At 58.5% G+C, this 21,922-nt stretch carries 21 protein-coding genes; 13 read left to right on the forward strand and 8 right to left on the reverse strand.

Annotated features, from left to right (window positions below; translation table 11 throughout):
* Positions 1-41: 41 nt before the first annotated feature.
* The gene (grcA3, locus tag C1711_RS06565; protein WP_102338314.1) at positions 42-293 is read left to right on the forward strand and encodes an autonomous glycyl radical cofactor GrcA3; all 252 of its coding nucleotides are present in this window, start codon (positions 42-44) and stop codon (positions 291-293) included.
* A gap of 252 nt (positions 294-545) precedes the next feature.
* Here the strand turns inward: grcA3 and C1711_RS06570 are convergent, their stop codons facing one another.
* From C1711_RS06570 to C1711_RS06595, 7 genes are all read right to left on the reverse strand, one after another.
* Positions 546-1,604, reverse strand: a complete 1,059-nt coding sequence (locus tag C1711_RS06570; protein ID WP_102338315.1) for a hypothetical protein — start codon at positions 1,602-1,604, stop codon at positions 546-548.
* 360 nt (positions 1,605-1,964) lie between these two features.
* On the reverse strand, positions 1,965-2,342 hold the full coding sequence (locus tag C1711_RS06575) for a dihydrofolate reductase family protein (protein ID WP_234346320.1): 378 nt from the start codon (positions 2,340-2,342) through the stop codon (positions 1,965-1,967).
* A 54-nt stretch (positions 2,343-2,396) separates the two neighbouring features.
* On the reverse strand, positions 2,397-2,519 hold the full coding sequence (locus C1711_RS07935) for a hypothetical protein (RefSeq protein ID WP_267892304.1): 123 nt from the start codon (positions 2,517-2,519) through the stop codon (positions 2,397-2,399).
* Positions 2,520-2,640: 121 nt separating this feature from the next.
* The gene (locus C1711_RS06580) at positions 2,641-3,090 is read right to left on the reverse strand and encodes a GNAT family N-acetyltransferase (RefSeq protein WP_199824858.1); all 450 of its coding nucleotides are present in this window, start codon (positions 3,088-3,090) and stop codon (positions 2,641-2,643) included.
* 16 nt (positions 3,091-3,106) lie between these two features.
* The gene (locus C1711_RS06585) at positions 3,107-4,270 is read right to left on the reverse strand and encodes an iron-containing alcohol dehydrogenase (protein ID WP_102338316.1); all 1,164 of its coding nucleotides are present in this window, start codon (positions 4,268-4,270) and stop codon (positions 3,107-3,109) included.
* 727 nt (positions 4,271-4,997) lie between these two features.
* Positions 4,998-6,035 (reverse strand): sugar kinase, encoded by a 1,038-nt coding sequence (locus C1711_RS06590; RefSeq protein ID WP_102338317.1) that lies wholly within the window; start codon positions 6,033-6,035, stop codon positions 4,998-5,000.
* A gap of 271 nt (positions 6,036-6,306) precedes the next feature.
* Positions 6,307-6,879 (reverse strand): STM3941 family protein, encoded by a 573-nt coding sequence (locus tag C1711_RS06595; RefSeq protein ID WP_102338318.1) that lies wholly within the window; start codon positions 6,877-6,879, stop codon positions 6,307-6,309.
* A 291-nt stretch (positions 6,880-7,170) separates the two neighbouring features.
* Between C1711_RS06595 and C1711_RS06600 the strand changes: the two genes are divergently transcribed.
* From C1711_RS06600 to pflA, 12 genes are all read left to right on the forward strand, one after another.
* Complete coding sequence (locus C1711_RS06600) at positions 7,171-7,497, forward strand: PTS fructose transporter subunit IIB (protein WP_102338319.1); 327 nt, start codon at positions 7,171-7,173, stop codon at positions 7,495-7,497.
* Positions 7,497-8,618 carry a PTS fructose transporter subunit IIC gene (locus C1711_RS06605; RefSeq protein WP_102338320.1) on the forward strand — a complete coding sequence of 374 codons (1,122 nt, stop codon included), beginning with the start codon at positions 7,497-7,499 and terminating at the stop codon, positions 8,616-8,618. Before C1711_RS06600 ends, C1711_RS06605 begins: the two co-directional genes overlap by 1 nt.
* 213 nt (positions 8,619-8,831) lie before the next feature.
* Positions 8,832-9,713: a class II fructose-bisphosphate aldolase gene (locus C1711_RS06610; protein WP_102338321.1), complete on the forward strand. Its 882-nt coding sequence runs from the start codon at positions 8,832-8,834 to the stop codon at positions 9,711-9,713.
* Positions 9,714-9,740: 27 nt separating this feature from the next.
* Positions 9,741-10,889, forward strand: coding sequence for a glycerate kinase family protein (locus tag C1711_RS06615; RefSeq protein WP_102338322.1), 1,149 nt, complete (start codon positions 9,741-9,743; stop codon positions 10,887-10,889).
* Positions 10,889-12,508: a class I adenylate-forming enzyme family protein gene (locus C1711_RS06620; RefSeq protein WP_102338323.1), complete on the forward strand. Its 1,620-nt coding sequence runs from the start codon at positions 10,889-10,891 to the stop codon at positions 12,506-12,508. Before C1711_RS06615 ends, C1711_RS06620 begins: the two co-directional genes overlap by 1 nt.
* The gene (locus C1711_RS06625; RefSeq protein ID WP_102338324.1) at positions 12,505-14,085 is read left to right on the forward strand and encodes an acyl CoA:acetate/3-ketoacid CoA transferase; all 1,581 of its coding nucleotides are present in this window, start codon (positions 12,505-12,507) and stop codon (positions 14,083-14,085) included. The genes C1711_RS06620 and C1711_RS06625 overlap by 4 nt, the downstream gene beginning before the upstream one ends.
* Before the next feature lie 104 nt (positions 14,086-14,189).
* Complete coding sequence (locus C1711_RS06630) at positions 14,190-15,032, forward strand: 3-hydroxyacyl-CoA dehydrogenase family protein (RefSeq protein WP_102338325.1); 843 nt, start codon at positions 14,190-14,192, stop codon at positions 15,030-15,032.
* A 165-nt stretch (positions 15,033-15,197) separates the two neighbouring features.
* Entirely contained in the window at positions 15,198-16,400 is a 1,203-nt protein-coding gene (locus C1711_RS06635) for a thiolase family protein (RefSeq protein WP_102338326.1), read from the forward strand.
* Between the two features lie 111 nt (positions 16,401-16,511).
* Complete coding sequence (locus tag C1711_RS06640; protein ID WP_102338327.1) at positions 16,512-17,702, forward strand: iron-containing alcohol dehydrogenase; 1,191 nt, start codon at positions 16,512-16,514, stop codon at positions 17,700-17,702.
* A gap of 99 nt (positions 17,703-17,801) precedes the next feature.
* Positions 17,802-18,260: a PTS sugar transporter subunit IIA gene (locus C1711_RS06645; RefSeq protein ID WP_102338328.1), complete on the forward strand. Its 459-nt coding sequence runs from the start codon at positions 17,802-17,804 to the stop codon at positions 18,258-18,260.
* A complete protein-coding gene (locus tag C1711_RS06650) occupies positions 18,241-19,650 on the forward strand; it encodes an MFS transporter (protein ID WP_102338329.1) in 1,410 nt (469 codons plus the stop codon). The genes C1711_RS06645 and C1711_RS06650 overlap by 20 nt, the downstream gene beginning before the upstream one ends.
* 444 nt (positions 19,651-20,094) lie before the next feature.
* Positions 20,095-20,919, forward strand: coding sequence for a pyruvate formate-lyase-activating protein (pflA, locus tag C1711_RS06655; protein WP_102338330.1), 825 nt, complete (start codon positions 20,095-20,097; stop codon positions 20,917-20,919).
* A gap of 178 nt (positions 20,920-21,097) precedes the next feature.
* Here pflA and thrB read toward each other — a convergent pair.
* Positions 21,098-21,922 (reverse strand): homoserine kinase (thrB, locus tag C1711_RS06660; protein ID WP_102338331.1); only part of this gene is annotated, 825 nt, incomplete at its 5' end.

The raw sequence follows: 21,922 nt of genomic DNA on the forward strand, positions 1-21,922 counted from the left end.
CCGTAAAGCGAGTCGCCAAAACATACGATAAGGAGGACCCCATGAAGGTCGCTGATATTCCCCAGACCCAGGCAGACAACCTTGTGAGCATGCTCGACGCGTACGCCGAGAAGGGTGGCCACCACCTGAACGTCAACGTGTTCAATCGCGACACGCTGCTCGACGCCCAGGCTCATCCTGAGAAGTACCCGCAGCTCACCATCCGTGTTTCCGGCTATGCCGTGAACTTCCACAACCTTACCAAGGAGCAGCAGGACGAGGTCATTTCCCGTACCTTCCACGAGAGCTTCTAATTTATTGCTTTTGATTGAAAGCTTTGCGTTTTGAAAAGCCTGTCGGAGCCCAAGGGTTCCGACAGGCTTTTTCAGAATGAAGGCTGGGCAGTTTAAGCAATGCATTTTTGAGGCAGGTTCAAAAATAAGGCGGCCAACGATTGTCGTGCTTTGCGGCGGGTTCAAAACAAGGCTGGCCATGATGGCCCTGTTTGCTGTGATGCCAAGAAGCCGACTGGCGCTTTGCGCCCGGTCGGCTTCTTTGTCACGCGCTCAGATGCCAAGCGTTTTCCAGTCGATTAAAACCTCGCGGCGAAGGTCCTGCTCAACGCGTTGTTGCCGTTCGGTTTTGGGCTGAAACTTAATGTGGCGCTTTTGCTCGATAAGATGCTTGACGGCTTTGAAGCTGCATTCACTTGCGAGCTGTTTGAACGTGAGCGGAACAACGGGAATGTCCATGCTTTCCAGTGCGGCAAGTCGCTCGGCATCGGAAATGCCCGCCTCTTCACTTGCATGTACGGACTTGCCGTGACATTCGATGTCAATTGCTGGGTGTTCGCCCGACGCCTCAAGGTAGATGTCCGCATAGCAGCATGAATGCTGGTAGAGCGCTCGTGCGCGATCGTTCAGTGGAATGCGGTAGTTGTTTTGGACAGAGAGGCCTTGTCCGCCAAATCGTCGCGGTAACCCAAGGAGTATCGATGCCTGAACTTCGAATGGAGAAGCGCAGACACCCGTGATATGCTCTGCGGCCCAACGCAGCTTTTTCGACCCGTGTCTTCCATCGAGCTGATTGGCGAATCGCTGCAGTTCTTCGATAGTGAGCAGGGGATCGCGCTTCCAGAGGCCAGTGTTGTTGTTTTGAGTATCCCGAACACGCTGCCAGCCAAATCCAAGGGGAAAGACGCCCTGTTGTTGGGTTTGTTGTAACCTAGATTCTGCTTCGCGCGTTGGTTGGAAAACCGCGAAGCTGCCGCAGAACTCATAGGCTGCCATAAGCAGGTGGACGCGGGAAACGCAGCTTGCCATGGTGAATAGCGTGAATGCCGGCGTTGCCACGTCAAAGCCGTGATCTGTTTCTTGCAAGGTTCCAAATGGCAGCTCACCTGCAAGAACATGGGTTTTGAAAAGCACCGTTTTTGCTTGTTGACTTCGGGTGTTCGTAATGCGATGCAATGGCAGCCCAAGCAAGTCCTCAATAATCTTTTCTTTGCGGATTCTACGGCTCGCAACACCCGAAGAACCACTTACGATGGCTGGGTACAAAGCAAGAACTTGAGGTGGGACCCGATAATAACGAAAAGCAGTTGGTCCGCAGAGCGGCATGTCCATGACGAGCCTCGTTTTCATGACGATGGAATGCGTTTTCTGTAGATTGACGCCGTGCGTAAACAACTCGTTGCGAAATTCTGAAGGTAAAACTGAGACTCATGAGTACAAGACGAATTAGATGCACTTGGCGTCAGATAATTCCCAGATAAACGCTTTAATAAAATAAAGTATACTTTAAGTTATTGAGTTTACCTTCAGAATTTCGCAACGAGTTGTTTTGAATCGAAAAAAAGATGAGATTCCGCACTGAAAAGGCGCTCCATTCCCGTTCGAATGGAGCGCTCCCGCCCAGTTCAATATGACTTAGTTTATTTTGGCGACCTGCCTTGGTGCGATCAGAGTGTTTCTTCGTACCCGGATCTACCGCCGCGTGTAAACCAGGTCGGTCATACCGTTGTAGGAGCGCGTGTTTTGCAGATGCAGCTTGATTTCCTGCTCGCCGCCGTCAAATAGCCTGATGCCGGAACCCAAAAGCACGGGAATTACGGTTATGTAGTAGAGGTCAATCAAGTTCGCTGCAACGAGTTGCTGTACCACGCTGGCACCGCCGCAAACCCAGATGTCCTTTCCAGACTGTTTCCGCAGTTCTTTTATCAGCTCGATGGGATTCATGCTTACAAAGCGAATGTTGTCAGAGAATGGGTTGGCGCATCCCGAGGAGGTGGCGTCCTTCCGATGCGTAAAAACGTATGTCGTGAAGTTGTCGTATACCCATTCGCTGGGAGAAAGTTCGGTCACGATTTGATGATACGTATTCCACCCCATAAGGACCGTGTTGACGGATTGGACAAACTAGGAATAGGAATCGACCATCTCGTCATCGTCGCCCTGGCCGTTCAGCCAATCGACGCCGCCCTCGCTGTCGGCGATGTATCCGTCGAGGCTCATGGCGATAAAAAGGCTGATGTTTCTCATGGGAAATCTTTCTTGTTTGTAGGTAGTCGATTTTGCAGATGGAAAGCTCGCTTTAGCTTACGGGCGGCGTGCGATGTTTATGCTCTCGCGCCATGCAATCGATGGACGCGTCGTTTCGTGTTCACGCAGGCAGCGTGTGATGTTCATGCTCCCATACCATGACGTATTCGCTTTGGCCTGTGGCATCGTCGACGCCCTCGGATTCAATCGTGAATTGCTCGCGTTGGTAAAAACGTACTGCACGGTGATTTTCCTGGTAAACGTGCAGGCTCAGGCGAGGTTTAAGCTGCTTTGCGTATTCGAGCAGTTGCCTGCCGACGCCATGCGACTGGGTGTCCTTTTGCACAAAGATTCCCTCGATGTATTCGTCGGCAAGTCCGATAAACCCGTCAATCTGGTGCGTAGTATCGTTTACGTGTACGTAAATTTCCGCTTGAGGCAGCATGTCCTTGACGAGCTCAAAATTTCCCGTCCAATACTCTTGGGGAATAAAATCATGCGCTTGGATGTTCGTTTCAAGCCAAATCTGCATCACGGCAGGTAAATCGGTTGTATCGAATGCTCTGATCACAAATACCTGCAAATCCTTACAGCGATGCCTGCAGGATCTCCAGGATATCCTGTTCGCTCAAGGGCGCATAGGCATCTTCGAGCCCCTCGTTGACGGCGATATGATGCGCCATCTCCGCAAGACGGCTGTCGTCGATGCCCACGTCGCGCAAGTGCATGGGCACCCCGAGCGACTCGAAGAACCGATACGTCTCGTCGATGGCGTGCTCCGCAATCTCATAGGGCGGCAGGCTCGCATCGATGCCGAACACGTTCACGCCGTACTTCACGAACCGTGGCAGCGTGTGCTCGTTCAAGATATGCCTCATCCAACGCGGCGTGATGATGGCCAAGCCCTCGCCGTGGACGATGTCGTAATGGCCGCTCAGCGCATGCTCGATGCCGTGGCATGGCCAACCGGATTCGCTGTTTCCCAGCGCCAGGATGCCGTTGCATCCATACGTGCAGCAGAGCATCATCTCGGCGCGCGCGGTGTAATCCTCGGGGTTGTCCAGGCACTTCTTGCCGTTGACTATCAAGCTCTTGATCATGGATTCGCAAAAACCGTCGTTCAACAGCGTGGAGTCCTCTACAAAGTATTGCTCCATCGTGTGGTTGATGGCGTCCACACACCCCGCTGCCGTCTGGCGCTTCGGCACCGAGAAGGTGTACGTGGGATCTAGGAACGAGACCGCGGGGAAGAGGTGGTCGTTCATATAGGAGAACTTGTCGTTCGTTTCGGTTCGAGAGATCACACCGTCGTTGTCGTATTCGCTGCCCGTTGCCGCCAGCGTGATGATGTCCACGATGGGCAGCGCCGCCGTGGTCTCAACGTTGTTGGAAATGAGTTCCCACAGGTCGCCGTCGTAGAGCGCGCCGCCCGCGATGGCCTTGGAGCAGTCCAGCACGCTGCCGCCTCCCACGGCGAGAATCACGTCGATGTCGTGCTCTTTGCAAATGCGCACGCCGTCGATCACGCTGGGATTGAATTTGGGGTTGGGCTGGATGCCGGGAAGCTCGAAGATCGCAAAATCCGCGAGCAGTTCCTTTACCTTGTCGTACAGCCCCAGCTTTTTTATGCTGCCGCCACCATACGTGAGCAGGACGTTATGGCCAAACTCGCCCATCACATCCGGAAGGCTGGAAATAACGCCCTCGCCAAAAATCAACCGGGTTGGGGTCTGGTAATCGAAGTTCTGCATGATGCCCCTTTCAACGGCCACGTCCAAGCTGCATAGATTCATGTTACAGCGGATGGGCAATCGTGGCGTTGTCTATGGTTCCATGCGGTTGCCAATGGTCGGTCACTGTTTTCTATGTCCCAATGCCGTTGCCTATAATTTTCTTCACTTTGAAAGGTTGATAACGCAGAAAAGCATAGGGAACGGTGATCGGGCGCAGGCAATACCGTGTCGGTATAGTCAACGACGCACTTTTACGGGCAATGGCGTGTTAGCTCAGGCAATGCCATACCGCTGCACGTCACGCCACGCCGCAAAACGTCACGCCGTGCTGCTACATGCCACCCTTAAACAGTTCGTTGCGAAATTCTGAAGGTAAACTGGAACCTCTTGTGTAGACGGCAATATTACTGGCACTTTCGACCTAGTTATACCAGTTGGACGCTTTAATTTACTAAAGTGTACTTTGGATCTGATGCATTACCTTCAGAATTTCGCAACGAGTTGAAAATACCGCCTTGCTATAGGCGACAACGGGCCGGGGTGCCATGAAGCAACGCGTCGTCGCAACAAGCAACGGCGTGCCTGCGCAGGTAACAGAGCGCCGTACCAGCATTGCAGCAACGTGCTGCAATGCTATAGGTAATACCGCATAGCGCCGCCATAAAAAACGCGCCGCCACCATAGGTAACGGCGCGCCAGCATAGTTGACGCTGCGTGCCACAACACGCCACTGTGCAAAGTTGATTTAGTAGTCGACGATGGAGAGCTGCGAGCCAGCCGCTGCGACGATTTCCTCGCTGGACAGATGGTTGATGCTGCCTGGAATCGTGGACTTGAGCGCACTCGACGTCAACGCGTAGTTGATGATGGTCGAGGATTTCCATTCGTTGCGCACGCCGTGGATCACGCCCGCGGCAAACGAGTCGCCGCATCCGGAGTGCTCGTCGTTGAGCACCTCACGCGAGGTCGAAAGGGTCGTCTCGCCTTCGCGTACCAGCAAGCCGCGCCATCTACCGATGCCACTCGCAGCTGTGGAGCGAATCTGAATCGCAACGGCTTCGCACTGGTAGCGGTCGCACAGCTCGAGCGCGATGTCCTGGTAGTAGTCGAGGAACCCGAATGTTGAGGTATGGTCGGGGTTGATGTTGGGGCGGGGGAACAGGCTCCAAATGTCCTGGTCAGATGCAATGCACACGTCGATGTAGGGTAGCAGACGCTCCCAGCTCTCGTGCGCGAGCGCGCGGTCCCACATGCGCGGACGGTAGTTGAGGTCGCAGAACGTCTTAACACCACGGCCCTTACAGGCAATAAGCGCATCCTCAACCGCTTTACTCAATTCAGGGCTGATGGCGGGCAACACGCCGGTGAAATAAAACGCGTCGACGCCGTTGAGCAGGCTATCCCAGTCGAAATCTTCGCGTTTGAGCAGGGACATGGGCGTGTATTCGCGGTCGTAAAGCACGGAGGAGCGCCTGATGCCGCTGCCTCGCTCAAAGTAGATGACGCCCATGCGCCCGGGTCCACGTGTCACACGCGTGACATCCACACCGGCGGCGAGCAGATTGGTGAGGCAGCGGTCGCCCAGGCGATTGTCCGAAATACAACTCGCATACGCCACGTTATCGCCCTGGTGCGCCAGGTCGATAGCGACCATCGCCTCGGCGCCATCGAACAGAACCTGCAGGTTGGCGGTCTGTTCAATGCGCTCGTGTCCTGTAGGGGAGAGGCGAAGCAGCAGTTCGCCGAAGCAGAGGATTTTATTTGAGTAGGAAAAAGCCGCCATTGGTCCTCTCCAAAAGATGGTTGGTACGTTCAACTCGAAGCGTGCGTTTCGAAAACACTGCCGCGCGGGTGAAGCGATCGGCTACATGGGCGAAGCGTTTGGGCGCATGGGTCGGGCCTAACCGCTCTGCCGCACGGGCTTGACCGCCCAAATGCATGGGCAACGCGCCCGGTTGCATGAGTCGAAGCGCTTGGTCACACGTCTCGTGTTAACGAAGAAACATTATATGACCGATTGATTGCCTTGAAACCACCCATGCAGTTTTTATGCACTAGTAGCGCGGCTTGCGGATGCGCGTGACCTTCTTCGGCATGAGCTTTTTGACAAATGCAACACCATCTTTGGAAGAAACGCGGTCGGTTACCTTCTTGAACTGGATGCGGATGGGCGCAAAGCCCGCGTCGAGGTTCGCCTGTGCAAGCTTTTGTTGGCGCTTGCTGAGCTTGGCGTACCACGTGTCAAAGTCGGAGGGGATAGCGCACAGATAATCGTCGTTCTTAAGACGCAGCAAGAAAACCTCGGAAATTTCGTCCCACGGGGTGAAGCCCGAGGAAAGCGCCGAGGTGTTGTCGGTGATTCCCTCGGCGTCGATGCGGATGGCATTCCTGCGATGAACGAGCTTTCGCACGTTCATATAAATAAGACCGAGCGCAACAGGGATGCCGCAATAGCCCATGCCGATGCGCATGACCATGGGGTTTTCCGCATAGGGCAGAGGTGCGAAGGCAGCCAGCAGTGCAGCCACCAGCAGGCACACGCCCATAAAGATAATGAGGATGTGCAAGACGATGGGGTTACGGACTTCCAAAACATCGTCAGATCGATATGCCGTGGTTTCGTTCATGGCCCTTCCTTAGAAATGTGGTGGTTCGATGTCGTGCACTGACATCATAGCAGGCTTGCCGTATTAAATGTGAAGAAACTATGGACGAATACACAAAATAACGAAATATCAGCCTAAAAACGAACAAAAACACGAACATAAAATGAAGGAAATATGAATAGAAGGCGATATAACGGATTGTGCTGCAGAACTAAATGTGTGCAGACTATGATTCAGGTCGTGGAAAGGACGACCAAGCTAAGGCGAGGTTGTTCGCAAACTCGCTTTAGTGAAGTTAGGAGAGGAGGAGACATGGCAGAGAAGAAGTTCATCGTGGGCGTGACCGCATGCCAGATCGGCATTGCGCACACCTTCATGGCGGCTGAATCCCTTACTCAGGCCATCGAGGCTCTCGGTTGCGAGGCCAAGATCGAGACCCAGGGTGCAACCGGCATGGAGAACGTGATCACCGACGAGGATCTTGCTCGTTGCGACGCCGCCATCATCGCGGCCGACGTGAAGATCAAGAATCCCGAGCGTTTTGATCCGATTCCCACGCTTTCGTGCAAGACGAAAGAGGTCATGACCGTTCAGACCGCGAAGGGCGTGGTCGAAGAAGTATTGGAGGCTATTTCCTAATGGCAGAGATCCAGCGCAAGGGTGCCAAGAAGAAGTCCCAGGCCCAGGTTGCTTGGGATGCCGTTCTTACTGGCATTTCCTACATGATTCCTTTCATCGTCGGTGGCGGCGTCCTGTGGGGCATCGCTAAGGCGATGGGCGGCTACAACATCGCCGCCGACATGGCCGAGCTCGACTACACGCAGTACACGCTCGCTATGGTCATCTACTCCATCGGTTCCGCCATCTTCAACGTGTGCGTGCCGATCATCGGTGCTTACATCGGTTGGGCTCTCGCTGATAAGCCCGGCCTCGCCCCCGGATTCGCCGTCGGTGTCATTTCCAACACCATCAAGGCCGGCTTCCTCGGCGCGGTCGTGGGCGGCCTCATCGCCGGCTATGTGACCATCTGGATGAAGGACCTCTCCAAGAAGGTTCCTACTTCGGTTAACTCCGTCTTCCCGATCCTCCTGATCCCGGTGTTTTCCACTCTCGTGACCTCCCTGCTCATGTGGTACGTCGTGGGCGTGCCCATCGGCTGGTTCATGACCATGATCACCAATGCTCTGATGGACCTTCAGGGTGCCGGCGGCTTCGTCTTTGGTGCTGCCATCGGTGCCGGTATGTCCATTGACCAGGGTGGCCCGATCGGCAAGGCCGTCGCCCTCGTTGCCAACGGCCTCAACGCCGACGGTATCTTTGGCCCGGCTGCCTGCAAGATGTGCGGCGGCATGCAGAACCCGCTCGGCGTCTGCTTCGCCCAGATCATCGACCGCTTCACCGGCAAGAAGAAGTTCACCGAGAAGGAGCGTTCCACCACGGTCTCCGGCCTCGTGCTCGCTTGCTGCTACATCCAGGAGTACGTCATTCCGTTCCTCGTTCAGGATACCTGGCGCTGCCTCGTCCCCTGCATGCTCGGCGGTGCGCTCTCCGGTGGTCTCTGCGGCTACTTCGCGCTTGAGTCCGCGGCTGTTCACGGCGGCATCTTCGTTATCCCGATGATGAGCAACCCGCTGCAGTTCGTGCTCTTCTGGTTCGCTGGCGCTGCTGTTACCGGCATCCTCTACTTCCTGCTCCGCAAGCCTGTGGACCAGGACGCTGAGATGGCTGGCAACGGTGTTCTCGATCAGCTCCTCGGCTAGTTAGAAGCCTATGTATCGGAGGGGCGCTTCGCCCGAAGCTCCCCTCCGATTTTTCTAACCGCCTGTGGAATATCGCGTTCACACATCCCCTCGTCGGACGCGGTATTTCAAAGGCGCAACGAAACGTATGAAAGGCCCTTGTTTAGCAGGGGATGACCCGTTGCGGCAAATTGTCATAAAAACGCGCATGCGCGATTGAAGAAGGAGAGGCACATGTACACATCGATGAAGGAAATGCTCGACCACGCGAACGAGAACAATTACGCGGTCATGGCAATCAACTGCACCAACATGGAGCAGGCCCGCGCCATCTGCTACGCCGCCGCCGAAGAGGCTTCGCCGGTGATCATCAACGTTTCTCCGCGTCAGATGCTCGCCCACGCCACGCCCGAGATCATGGTTCCCATGATTCGCGCCATCGCCGAGCCGCTCGACGTGCCCATCGCCTTCAACCTCGATCACGGTGACACCTACACCAACGTGTGCCGCTGCCTGCGCGCTGGCTTCTCTTCCGTCATGATCGACTCCTCTTCTTACGAGTTCGAGGAGAACATCCGCCGCACGCGCATGGTGACCTCCGTTGCCCACGCCTATGGCGCGAGCGTCGAGGCCGAGCTCGGCCACGTGGGCGTTGCCGCCAACGGCGACGGCCAGACCTCCGACATGTACACCAATGTCGAGCAGGCCGTCGAGTTCGCCGACCGCACGCACTGCGACTGCCTGGCCGTTGCCATCGGAACCGCTCACGGCGCGTATCCCGACGATTTCGTTCCCCGTCTCGACTTCGACCGTCTTGCCGAGCTCAAGGCTGCCACCAAGATGCCGCTCGTGCTCCACGGTGGTTCCGGCGCGGGCGAGGAGAACATCCGCCGCGTCGTCGAGCTGGGCATCAATAAGATTAACGTATGCACCGACCTGTTCAAGCATCAGCGCAAGGCCATGCACGCTAAGCTCAATGAGGAGCCCAATATCGACTACATGGATATCCAGATGTGGGGTGAGGATGCCGCTAAGGACTACATCAAGTCCTACATGCGCATGATCGGTTCTTCGGGTCGTTACACGTTCGATTACACGGGCGAGCAGTTCGACTAGTTGCAGTTGCTTGGGGGCAGTCGGCACATGACGCGGTTTCTTTTCGCATCCGATTCGTTTAAGGGGACGCTTTCGAGCGCTCAGATCGCCGAGATTCTCGAGGACGAGGCTCGCAAGGTGTTCCCCGAAGTTGAATGTGCCGCCCTGCCCATTGCCGACGGTGGCGAGGGCACGGTTGAAGCCGTGCTCGCCGCATGCGGCGGCGACTATGTGTCCGTGCTGGTAGAGGGGCCGCTTGGCGGTTCCGTCGAAGCATCGTACGGCATTTTGCCCGACGGCCGTTGCATCATCGAGCTGGCCGCCGCCTCTGGTATCACGCTGGTTGAGCGCGATCGCTTGAATCCGCTCCGCACATCCACGGTCGGTTTTGGTCAGCTGATTCGCCACGCTCTTGAGCATGGTGCGCGCTCCGTGTACCTGGCTTTGGGCGGAAGCGCCACCAACGACGGTGGCATGGGCGCCCTGCGCGCCCTGGGCGTTCGCTTCCTCGCTGCCCAAGGCAACGAGCTTTATGGCAGGGGAGAGGACCTCTCCAAAATCGCTTCCCTTGATGTTTCCGACCTCATGCCCGAGGTTGCCGAAGCCACGTTTATCGTGATGTGCGATGTGACCAATCCACTCGTGGGGCCCAAGGGCGCCACGGCGGTGTTCGGCCCTCAAAAGGGCGGCAGTGTTGAGCAGCTCGCTGAGCTTGAGCGCGGCATGATCAACTATGCGCAGGTCATCAAACGCACGCTGGGTGTGGATGTTGCCGACCTCGCGGGCGCGGGCGCGGCGGGCGGCATGGGTGCCGCGGCTGCCGCGTTTTTATCTGCAAACCTGGTCTCGGGCATCGACTGCCTGATGGACCTTGCTCATTTCGACGATCTGCTCGCTCGGGCAGATTATTGCTTCACCGGCGAAGGGCGCGTTGACGCACAGTCCCTTGATGGCAAAGTGCTTTCGGGTGTTGCCCGTCGCTGCGCCTCGGCGTCAACGCCGCTCTACGTCATTACCGGTTCCATTTCGAATGATGCCCACCGCCTGCTCGATCGGGGTGTGACGGCGCTCTACCCTTGCGTCGATGCCTCCACGCCGCTCGAAGAGGCTCTGGCGCATGCCGAGGAGAATTACCGTCGTACTGCAGCCCGTGTGTTTAACGAGCTTTCGCGCCAAAACGCCGAGGAGGCGGAGTAATGATTACGGGAAGCGCATGCTGGAGCACCGCCTTACAGCGCGGCATGACCGAGCGCGTAATTGATGGGCGTACGTTCTATACGTTTGCGGAAATGCCCGAAACAATTTATGACGTACTTGCCCAGGCTGCTGCCGCGCATCCTGGTTCTATCGCCATCGTTGATGACGATGGCACGAGCTATACCTTTGCCAGGTTGCTGGAGCTCACCGACGGTATGGCAGCCTATCTCGCGCATCGCTACGGCGTGGGCGAGGGTGACCGCGTTGGCATGTTGTTGGGCGCGAGCATCGAGTTTTGCGCCATCTACTTTGCGTGCAGCAAGATCGGCGCCGTGGTCGTGCCGTTTTCCACCAAGTATCGCGAAAAGGAAATCGTGCAACTCCTGATCCATGCCGAGCTCAAGGTGCTCCTCACTGATGCGCACGATGCACGTCGTGCGGGTGAGGCGATTCACGCTGTCGATACGGTTGAACTATGCGATCCATCGCTAGAGGGATTTCGTTTTGCGGGAGCATTGGAACCGCTGCCCGCGCCCACTCGCGCCGGTGGCTTGGCATCTCCCGCGGTCATGATGTACACCTCGGGCACCACGTCGATGTCCAAGGCAGTGGTGCTCACCAACCTCAACGTGGTGCATGCCGCGCTCGTGTACCAGCGCCTCATGGGCACCACGGAGTTCGATCGCACGGTTATTCCGGTTCCCATTTACCATGTAACGGGTCTTATCGCCCTGCTCACACAGTTTGTTTACGCGGGTGCCTGTATCTATCTGCATCGTCGCTTCGACGCGCGCCGCCTACTCGAGTGCGTGCACGATGAGAACATCACCTACCTGCATGCCTCTCCCACGGCATTCGAAAAGCTGCTGCCCCTGCGCGATGAGTTCCCCGAGCTGCCTTCGCTGCGCGCCCTGCTTTCGGGATCGAGCTACGAGCCCGTGCCCAAGATGCGCGCGTTCCACGCGTGGCTTCCCGCTTGCGCGTTCCAGGTGGTATACGGCCTCACCGAGACCGCCTCACCCGCCCTGCTGTTCCCCTTTGATTCTCCTACCAGCATTTATGCCGGCGCAACGGGTAAGCCGTTCCCCGGCGTCGAGGCCTGCATCGTAGACGACGAGGGCAACGAGGTTGAAACCGGGGTGGTCGGAGAGCTGCTTTTGCGCGGCTCCTGCATTACCCCCGGGTATTTCAACTGCGAGAAGACCGCGCTCAACGCGGACGGCTGGCTCGCCACAGGCGACATGGGATACGCCGATGCCCTTGGCATGGTGTGGGTCGTGGACCGCAAGAAGGACATGATCAACCGCGGTGGCGAGAAGGTCTGGTGCAGCTGTCTGGAGGAGACGCTCTGTGCTTTGTCCGGTGTGTGCGAGGCATGCGTCGCCGGCATTCCCGACGAGCTCTACGGCGAAGTTCCCGTGGCAGCAATCGTTCCAGAGCCGGATGCTGACCTCACCGAGGAGGGCATCATCGCCGCCATGCGCGAGCGCGTCGCCGGCTTTGAGGTGCCCGAGCACGTGATCTTTGCCGACTATATTCCGCAAACCGTAGGCGATAAGCCTAATCGTGCCGCCGTGAGGGCTGCCGTACTTGAACAGAAAGGGATGATCGCCCGATGATCAAGGCGAATTTTGTAACTGCCGACGAGGTTGCCGCCTCGATTGAGGATGGTTCGACCATCGCGACGATCGGCATGACGCTCGTCTCCGCCTCCGAGACCAATCTCAAGGCCATTGAGCGTCGCTTCCTCGAAACGGGCCACCCCTGCAACTTGACGCTGATGCACTCCTGCGGCCAGTCCGACCGCGAGCGTGGCATTCAGCACTTTGCCCACGAGGGCCTGGTCACGCGCATCATCGGTTCTCACTGGGGCTTGCAGCCGCGTTGGATGGACATGATCGCCAACAACCAGGTCGAGGCCTACTGCCTGCCGCAGGGCCAGATCGCCCAGCTGTATCGCTCCATGGCCTGCGGCCTGCCCGGCAAGATGAGCAAGGTTGGACTGGGAACGTTCATCGACCCGCGCATCGAGGGCGGCAAGATGAACGACCGCACCCGTGAGCTTGAGGACATCACGCAGATCATCGAGGTCAACGGCGAAGAGTACATGTTCTACAACGCCGTGCCGCTCGATTACGTGTTCATCCGCGGCACCGTCTGCGACGAGATGGGTAACCTCACCACCACCGAAGAGGCCATGAAGCTCGAGGTCTTCAATGCGGTGCTCGCTGCCAAGCGCTTTGGCGGTCAGGTAATCGCCCAGGTTAAGCACGTTGTGAAGAACGGCACCATCAATCCCAAGGACGTCACCGTCCCCGGTGTGTTCATCGACAAGATCGTGGTTTGCGACGATCCCGAGAACGACCATCGTCAGACCCATTCCTTCTACTATGACGCTTCGTACTGCGGCCAGATGGTCGTGCCCGAGACGGCTATCGAGCCCGCGCCTTTCAACGAGCGCAAGTTCATCGCCCGCCGCGGCGTGATGGAGATGTATCCGGGCTGCGTGGTCAACCTCGGCACCGGCATCCCCAATGACATGGTGGGTCGCGTGGCGCAGGAGGAGGGCATTTCCTCCGAGGTCATGATTACCGTCGAGAGCGGCATCTACGGCGGCGTGCAGATGGGTGGCGTGGACTTTGGCATCGGCCAGAATCTCGTTGCCATGGTGAGTCACCCCGAGCAGTTCGACTACTACGACGGCGCCGGCGTCGACGTGACGTACATGGGCCTCGGTGAGCTCGATGGCGAGGGCAACGTGAACTCCACCAAGATGGGTCCGCGCTGCACGGGTGCCGGCGGTTTTATCGACATCACCCAAAACGCCAAGAAGGTCGTGTTCCTGGGCACCTTTACCGCCCGCGGCGCGAAGTACCGCTTTGAAGACGGCAAGCTCCACATCGACCAAGAGGGTCAGATCAAGAAGATGGTCTCCAAGGTGGCGCAGCTCTCCTTCAACGGTCCGCAGTCCCGCGCCTCCGACCAGCAGGTGATCGTGGTCACCGAGCGCGCGGTGTTCGAGCTCGTTCCCGAGGGCGTCAAGCTCATCGAGATCGCACCGGGTATCGACCTGCAGACGCAGGTGCTCGACATGATGGACTTCACGCCCATCATCGCCGACGACCTCAAGGTCATGGACGCCTGCCTGTTCACGACCGATGGCCCTGCGGGGCTTATCGACTATCTGCAGGCGTAGCGCTGCGGGCGAGGGTCACAACCCGCCGGCCCGCACCAAGACGGTTTTTCCACGCGCTCGCGTGCAAACACATAGATAACTTGTTCAGATGAAAGGAATGAACAATGACCAAGGTAGCAGTTATCGGATCGGGTCTCATGGGCGGCGGCATCGCTCAGGCATGTGCAGTTGCGGGCTATGAGGTCGTCAACATCGACATCGCGCAGGAGCCGCTCGACAAGGCCCGGGCCCTCGTTGCCAAGCTCATGAACGGCAAGGTTGCCAAGGGCAAGATGACCCAAGAGGCATGCGACGAGGTCCTCGGCCGCATGACCTACTCCACCGATTACGCCAACCTTGCCGATGCCAAGTTCGTCATCGAGGCCGTGCCCGAGCGCCTCGACTTCAAGCAGAGCACGTTCGCCAAGATGGACGAGTTCGCCGACGAGGGCGCCGTGCTGCTCACCAACACCTCCGGCATCAACATCGACGACATCGCTGCTGCCACCAAGCGTCCCGAGTCCGTGCTCGGCATGCACTTCTTCTATCCCGCGCCCGTCATGAAGCTCGTCGAGCTCATCCGCGGCACGGCAACCACTGATGAGGCCTTTGCCGCTGCCCAGGAGCTCGCCGCGAAGATCGGCAAGACGAGTGTCACCGCTCCCAACCAGCCCGGCTTCATCGTCAACCGCATCATCGTTCCATATCAGAACGAGGGCGCTTTCCTGGTTTCCGAGGGCTGCACGCCCGAGGACGTGGACAACGGCATGAAGCTCGGCTGCAACCACCCGATGGGCCCCTGTGAGCTCATGGACTTCACCGGCATCGATGTCGTGTACGCCACCATGAAGGGCCTTTACGAGTCCTTCGGCGACGAGAAGTACCGTCCCTGCCCGCTGCTCAAGGAGATGATCGATGCCGGTCATCTGGGCCGCAAGACCGGCCAGGGCTTCTACACCTACGAGTAAGCCATCTCGCACATGCCGAGATCCGCGCGAGCGGTGCGCTCGATGCTCGTGCAAGCCTTCTGAGTGACCTTTCGCGCTTGCGCGGACCTCTCGGCTCCCGTTTTCGGACGTTGTTTTTATACCTGCTTCCGTTATTTGTTCTTCCTGCTGTTAGGAGTATGTTCCATGGAAAAGAACGCAAACGATATCGTCATCGTCTCCGGTGCCCGTACCGCCGTTGGTAAGTTCGGCGGCAGCCTCAAGGGCACATCCGCCATCGATATGGGCGCCCTCGTGGTCGCCGAGGCCGTCAAGCGTGCTGGCATCGATCCCGCAGTGGTCGACGAATGCATCATCGGCCAGGTTGGCTCCTGGGGCGAGAACGGCTTCCTTGCCCGTTCGATCAGCCTCAAGGCCGGTCTGCCCAATGAGACCTGCGCCTATTCCGTCAACCGTCAGTGCGGTTCTGGTCTGCAGTCCATCGTCGACGGCATCATGGAAATCCAGACCGGTGCCAGCGAGGTCGTCGTTGCGGGCGGTTCCGAAAACCTCTCCCAGCTGCCCTACTACGTGCCGAGCGCGCGCTGGGGCGCCCGCATGGGCCACAAGCAGTTCGAGGACGGCGTGATTGACATCCTCACCTGGCCGCTCGACATGTCCCACAACGGCGTGACCGCCGAGAACGTTGCCAAGAAGTACAACGTTTCCCGCGAGGAGCAGGACGCCTTCGCCGCCACGAGCCAGCAGCGCGCCTGCGCCGCCATCGAGGCCGGCGTGTACAGGGACGAGATCGTCCCCGTTGAACTCAAGGACCGCAAGGGCAACGTGACCCTGTTCGACACCGACGAGAATCCGCGTGCGGGCGTTACCGCTGAGAGCCTCGCTCGCCTGAAGCCCTGCTTCGTGTTCGACGGCACCGGCACGGTTACCGCTGCTAACTCCTCCAGCCTGAATGACGCTGCGGCTGCCGTGGTCATCATGACCCGCGCTAAGGCCGAGGAGCTCGGCTGCACCCCCATGGTCGCCATTCGCGGCTATGCGGTTGCCGGCTTCGACGCGTCCCTCATGGGCTACTCGCCGTACTATTCCAGCAAGAAGCTCGCCGACAAGCTGGGCCTCAACCTTGCGGACATCGACATGGTCGAGATCAACGAGGCCTTCGCCAGTCAGGCTTACGCCGTCATGCGCGACCTCGGCCTCGATCACGACAAGGTGAACATCTACGGCGGCGGTATCTCCGTCGGCCACCCCATCGGAGCCACCGGCACCATCCTGGCAATCAAGTGCGCCTACGAGCTGGCCGTCCGTCACCCCGAGAAGAAGGACGCCATGGTGTCCATGTGCATCGGCGGCGGCCAGGGCATCTCGATGTACTTCACCGCTGAGTAAGTTCTCCGTGTCGTTCCCGACGCGCTACCGCGCAAGCGGTGCCGCGGGGTTCTGCGGGGGACACCTATAAATCGGTTTTATTAACGTTCGTCTCAACATAAGGAGATAGTAATGGTCAATTTTGAGTATCTCGTTCCCACCAAGATCGTGTTCGGTAAGGAGACCGAGCTTGAGGCCGGTCGCCTGGTCAAGGAGTTCGGCGGCAGCAAGGCCCTCATTCACTGGGGCGGCGACTATGTGCGCACCACCGGTCTGCTCGATCGCGTCGAGGCCGGCCTGAAGGACGCGGGCGTCGAGTTCGTCGAGTTCGACGGCGTTGTGCCCAACCCGCGCCTGTCCCTCGTGAAGGAGGGTGTCGAGCTCTGCAAGAAGGAGGGCGTCGACTTCGTGCTCGCCATCGGCGGCGGCTCCGCCATCGACTCCTCCAAGGCCATTGCCTATGGTCTTGCCAACGACTTCGAGCTCGAGGACCTGTTCCTCGGCAAGGTTTCGACCACCAAGATCGCCAAGATCGGCGCTATTTCCACGCTCGCCGGCACCGGTTCTGAGACCTCGAACTCCACTGTCATCAACATCGACACCATGGGCGACAAGATGCTCAAGCGCTCTTACAACCATGAGTGCGCTCGTCCGCTGTTCGCCATCATGAACCCAGAGCTCACCTATTCGTTGCCTGCGTATCAGACCGCCGCTCCCGGCGCCGACATCATGATGCACACCATGGAGCGCTACTTCACGCTCGAGCAGCACACCGAGCTCACCGACGAGATTTCCGAGGGCCTGCTGCGCACGGTGAAGACCATGGTTCCCGAGGCGCTCGCCAACCCCAAGAGCTACGCCGCCCGCGCCAATCTGCTGCTCGCCGGCTCCAAGTCCCATGACGGCCTGACCGGCCTGGGTTGCGTGGGCGACTTCGCCTGCCACGCCATCGAGCACGAGATCGGTGCCATGTTCGATGTCGCTCACGGCGCTGGTCTGACCGCCATCTGGTCCAGCTGGGCCAAGTATGTCATCGACGTCGACCCGGTTCGTTTCGCCCAGTTCGCGGTGAACGTCTGGGGCGTTCAGAACGATTTCCACGATCCCAAGGCAACCGGCCTGCGCGGCATCGAGGCTTGGGACCAGTGGTGCCACGCCATCGGCATGCCCACCACGCTCGGCGAGCTTGGCATCGAACCCACCGACGAGCAGATTCACGAGATGGCTCAGGGCGCCGTCGACGCCCGCGGCGGCGACCACGCTGGCGCTTTCATGCAGCTGCACGTTGAGGACATCGAGAACATCCTCAAGGCTGCCCGCTAATATAGGAATGTGTTTGTAGTGTCCCTTGTGGACGGGGCGGCTCGTTTTGCGCGGGCCGCCCACTTGAATACCTCGGATAACCTCGAAAGGATTGACCCCATGATGGATTTCGTAAAACCCAACCAGGTTCTTCTCGACGTCGACTGCACCACCAAGGACGAGGTGCTCGCCCTGCTTTCCGCCAAGGCTCTTGAGCTTGGCATCACCGATGACGAGGCTGCCGTCAAGGCCGCCTTCGACGCGCGTGAGGCCGAGGGTACCACGGGCATGATGGACGGCTTCGCCGTGCCGCACGCCAAGACTGCTGCCATCAAGGATGCCGCGGTCATCGTGGTGCGTTTCGCTGCCCCCATCGCCGACTGGGAGTCCATCGACGGCTCCGAGATCACCGTGGGTATCGCCCTGCTCGTTCCCGAGGCCGAGGCCGGCAGCACGCACATCACGCTGCTCGCCCAGATTGCCCGCGCCCTTATGGACGAGGAGTTCCGCAATGTGATCCGCACCGCTACGGAGCCTTCTCAGATTTCCGAGCTGATCAATGAGCGTCTCGGCGATTAACACATTGCCCGCGCAACAGCAGGTGAGCGCCGTTTCCGCCAAACGAGTTGTCGTTTTGGTAGTGGGCACGGCGCTCCTGCTTTTCTTGGGGCTCATTTACGCGTACTCCGTCCTGCTGGCTCCGCTTAAGGCCGAACATAACTGGCCGGTTTCGGGCATGACGCTCATCTTTGCGCTGTCCATTTCGTCGTTCACCATCGGTGGCCTGTTGGCGGGCCAGATCGTGCGACGCAAGAAGACGCGCACGGGCTTTATCCTGGGTGCGGCGTTTTTGCTTGCTGGCTTTTTGGGCACTGCTGCCGCGACGGGCGACGGAAGTCTGGTGCAGGTATGCGTTACCTACGGCGTGCTGGCGAGCTTCGGCATCGGCGTGGTGTACAACATCGTTATTCCAGTCGTGAGCTGGTGGTTTCCCGATAAGCCCGGTCTTGCCCAGGGCGTGTGCCTCATGGGCTTTGGCATGGGCGGTTTTCTGCTGGGACCGGTGATTACGGGTCTGTACGCAAAAGTTGCCTGGCGTCCTGTGATTGCGCTGGTAGGAGCGGTGTTTGCGCTCATCATCGTGGTTTGTGCGTTTGTGATTCGCGTTCCTCGCGGCGAAGAGCTGGGTCTGTCTGGCGATAGCGCCCAAGATAGGGGCGACCATGCGGATAGATGCACGGACAAATGCTCTGCGGCGAGTCGTATGAGTGCGGATCTCTCGACGAGTGCTTCTACGGTGCGCGATTCTGAGGCATGCGGTCTTGCAGCGCGCAAATCCGCAGTACACGAATCGGCTCCCCGTGTTTTGGGTGCCCGCGAATCGCTCGTGCAGATGTTCCATTCTCCGGTGTTTTACCTCGAGTTTTTGTTCCTGTTCTGTGTGGGTTCCAACGGTATGGGCATCACCGGTCTTGGCCGCGAGCTGCCGCTTTCGCTCGGTGTTGACGATATGGCCGCTGCGCTCATCATCGGTTTTGTGAACATCGGAAGCGGTTTTGGTCGTTTGGGCGGCGGTATGTTGCTCGATCGCTTGGGCAGCATCCGCACCATGCGCGGTATTGCGGTGATTGCAATGTTGGCCCCGCTTGCCATGGCGGCATCGCTTGCGCAAGTTAGCGTTGGCCTGCAGCTCATTGCGTGTTTGCTGTTCGGTCTTTCGTGGGGCGCTGCCATCGTGACCATGCCATTTATCACGCGCCGTGAGTGGGGACAGGAAAACCTTGCCCAGAACATGGCGATTGTGAACACGTACAGCATCTTCGGTTCGATGGTGGGATCGTTTGGAGCGGGCATCCTTGCCGAGGCGTGTGGATCCTACATGCCGGTTCTTGCCATCATGGGGGCGCTTGCAGTGGTGGCGCTGCTTATCGTTTCCCGCATGGGGCACCTGCGTAAACAGCGTGCATAGCCTGTGCAGAACGCATGCATGCATTCTGCACTCGTGCCCGACATGGTCAACGCCACTGGGGCCGCGCCCCCTTTTTTTCAGTGCGTTCTGCGTCTGTTTCCAGCATGGTAAATGTTGTTGGGATCGCTCCCGTTTACGGTGTGGTCACATTCGTTTCGAAATTCTGAAGGTAAAACCTAAAGTCCAAAGTACACTTTATTAGAATAAAGCGCTCAACTGGTAAAACGAGATCGAAAGTACCTGCAAAATCACTGTCTACTCAAGAAGTCCCGGTTTACCTTCAGAATTTCGCAACGAGTGAAGCGTTTCTCTAACATTCTTTTCGAAATCAGGGGATAACGCCTTTGGATTGCAGCGATTTTGCAACAAGAAGGGCGCTGCAGTTCCACTTACAGCTGTTGCGCTAAGCTTGAAGACGACATTCAAGCAAAGGAAGTGCTGAATATGGCAGATGTCGACATGGATCATACGGCGGGTTCGGCGCAGTCGCGTTATACCGTGGGACGCATTCATTCCATCGAAACTATGGGTACCGTGGATGGCCCGGGCATGCGCTTTGTAGTGTTTGTCCAGGGCTGTCCCATGCGTTGCGCGTATTGCCATAACCCCGATACCTGGGCTGTTGGACCTGACGTGGGCACCCCGATTACAGTTGAGAAGATCGCGGAAGAGTTCGAGAACAATCGCCCGTTTTATCGTTCGGGCGGCATCACGGTGACGGGCGGCGAGCCGTTGCTACAGCCCGAGTTTGTGGGTGACCTGTTTTACGCCATGCACGCCGACCCGCACGGTCGGGTGCATACCTGTCTAGATAGCTGCGGTTATGCGTACAATCCAAAAAAGCCCGAGCGTTTTGAACGGGTTCTTTCCGAGACGGACCTCGTGCTGCTCGATATCAAACACAGCGATCCGGCGGGTCACAAGCAGCTTACGGGATGTGACTCCGCGCGCATCTTGGCGTTTGGCGATGAACTCGCGCGTCGGCAGATTAAGGCGATCATTCGCCATGTGATCGTGCCGGGTATCACCGACACCGAGGAAGAGTGCGAGGCGCTTGGTCGCCTTATCGCTCCGTGGCACAACGTGATCGGGTTGGAATTGTTGCCGTACCATACCATGGGCGTGGCGAAGTACGAGCGCCTTGGCATCGAGTATCCGCTCAAGGACACGCCCGCCATGGATAAGACTCGCATCCCCGTTTTGCGCGAGGCGGTTATTCGCGGGCTGCGTGCCGGTCGTGCTGAGGCGCATCGCTGCGCGGGCGCGTAACGTTCGTCTCCTGAGCTAGTTCATACTTCCCGTTCAGTTGCCTATGGTTTTCTGCACTTTGGAGGCTTCAAAAGGCATTAATCCATAAGCAATAGAGGGCGGGTATAGGCAATGGAGAACGAGTACAGATAACGTTGGGCCGAACGGGCGAGGGTAAATGCCGTCGCCCGTTCCACTGTTACAGATACTCGATCTGCGCACCCTCGGTGTCGCAGGTGAGGATATGCGTGTCGCACGCAGGGAACTGCTCGCGCAGGCGCACTTGCAGGAACTTCGCCACGATGGTGTCGTCGGTCACGGTCATGAGCGTGGAGCCCGAGCCCGAGATCCAAAGCGTTCCCGCGCCGCCCTCGAGACACGTCGCGCGGATAGCGTCGTAGTCGGGGATGAGCGCACGGCGGTAGGGCTCCTGAAGGCGGTCGTCGCAGGCGTCGGCGATAAGTGCAAGGTCGCCGGTTTCCAAGCCGCGCGTCATGCCCGCGATGCGCCCCATCTGCCAGACCGCCGTCGACAGCGGCACCTGCTGCGGCACGACCTTGCGCGCGTCGCTCGTGTGGACCTCGTAGGGCGGGATGACGGTGAGGAACCGCAGGCGGTCGGAGACCTCGTAGCGCAGGCAGCGCGGGAGCCCGCCCTCGGGCGTGAACGAGCACACGGCTCCACCCAGGATGGCGGGCGCAACGTTGTCGGGATGCCCCTCGACCGCCGTGGCGATGCGCACCAGCTCGGCACGGGCCACGGTGTGCCCGGTGAGTGCCGCAGCGGCCATGATGCCAGCGACGACGCAGGTGGAGCTGCTGCCCAGGCCGCGCGCCACGGGCACGTCGGTTTCGATATGCAGCTTGACGGGGAAGGGCTGCTCGCCCCACTCGCGCAGTGCGTCGACAAACGAAACGTAGACGAGGTTGTCCTCGTTTTGGAACTCCTCGGGACATCCGGTGATGCACAGCTCGTCGGCGCGCTCGAACGTGAAATGCGAGTACAGCGATACCGCCATTCCCAG

This window comes from Collinsella provencensis (genome assembly GCF_900199705.1).
GTDB classification, from domain to species: Bacteria; Actinomycetota; Coriobacteriia; order Coriobacteriales; family Coriobacteriaceae; genus Collinsella; species Collinsella provencensis.

Excerpts from the sequence above, each read along its gene's own strand:
- C1711_RS06570 (WP_102338315.1), bottom strand. The coding sequence starts at position 1,604 with ATGGACATGCCGCTCTGCGGACCAACTGCTTTTCGTTATTATCGGGTC.
- C1711_RS06635 (WP_102338326.1), top strand. The coding sequence starts at position 15,198 with ATGGAAAAGAACGCAAACGATATCGTCATCGTCTCCGGTGCCCGTACC.
- C1711_RS06610 (WP_102338321.1), top strand. The coding sequence starts at position 8,832 with ATGTACACATCGATGAAGGAAATGCTCGACCACGCGAACGAGAACAAT.
- C1711_RS06595 (WP_102338318.1), bottom strand. The coding sequence starts at position 6,879 with ATGAACGAAACCACGGCATATCGATCTGACGATGTTTTGGAAGTCCGT.
- C1711_RS06630 (WP_102338325.1), top strand. The coding sequence starts at position 14,190 with ATGACCAAGGTAGCAGTTATCGGATCGGGTCTCATGGGCGGCGGCATC.
- C1711_RS06625 (WP_102338324.1), top strand. The coding sequence starts at position 12,505 with ATGATCAAGGCGAATTTTGTAACTGCCGACGAGGTTGCCGCCTCGATT.
- C1711_RS06640 (WP_102338327.1), top strand. The coding sequence starts at position 16,512 with ATGGTCAATTTTGAGTATCTCGTTCCCACCAAGATCGTGTTCGGTAAG.
- C1711_RS06645 (WP_102338328.1), top strand. The coding sequence starts at position 17,802 with ATGATGGATTTCGTAAAACCCAACCAGGTTCTTCTCGACGTCGACTGC.
- C1711_RS06590 (WP_102338317.1), bottom strand. The coding sequence starts at position 6,035 with ATGGCGGCTTTTTCCTACTCAAATAAAATCCTCTGCTTCGGCGAACTG.
- C1711_RS06615 (WP_102338322.1), top strand. The coding sequence starts at position 9,741 with ATGACGCGGTTTCTTTTCGCATCCGATTCGTTTAAGGGGACGCTTTCG.
- C1711_RS06620 (WP_102338323.1), top strand. The coding sequence starts at position 10,889 with ATGATTACGGGAAGCGCATGCTGGAGCACCGCCTTACAGCGCGGCATG.
- grcA3 (WP_102338314.1), top strand. The coding sequence starts at position 42 with ATGAAGGTCGCTGATATTCCCCAGACCCAGGCAGACAACCTTGTGAGC.
- C1711_RS06605 (WP_102338320.1), top strand. The coding sequence starts at position 7,497 with ATGGCAGAGATCCAGCGCAAGGGTGCCAAGAAGAAGTCCCAGGCCCAG.
- C1711_RS06650 (WP_102338329.1), top strand. The coding sequence starts at position 18,241 with ATGAGCGTCTCGGCGATTAACACATTGCCCGCGCAACAGCAGGTGAGC.
- pflA (WP_102338330.1), top strand. The coding sequence starts at position 20,095 with ATGGCAGATGTCGACATGGATCATACGGCGGGTTCGGCGCAGTCGCGT.
- C1711_RS06585 (WP_102338316.1), bottom strand. The coding sequence starts at position 4,270 with ATGCAGAACTTCGATTACCAGACCCCAACCCGGTTGATTTTTGGCGAG.
- C1711_RS07935 (WP_267892304.1), bottom strand. The coding sequence starts at position 2,519 with ATGAGAAACATCAGCCTTTTTATCGCCATGAGCCTCGACGGATACATC.
- C1711_RS06600 (WP_102338319.1), top strand. The coding sequence starts at position 7,171 with ATGGCAGAGAAGAAGTTCATCGTGGGCGTGACCGCATGCCAGATCGGC.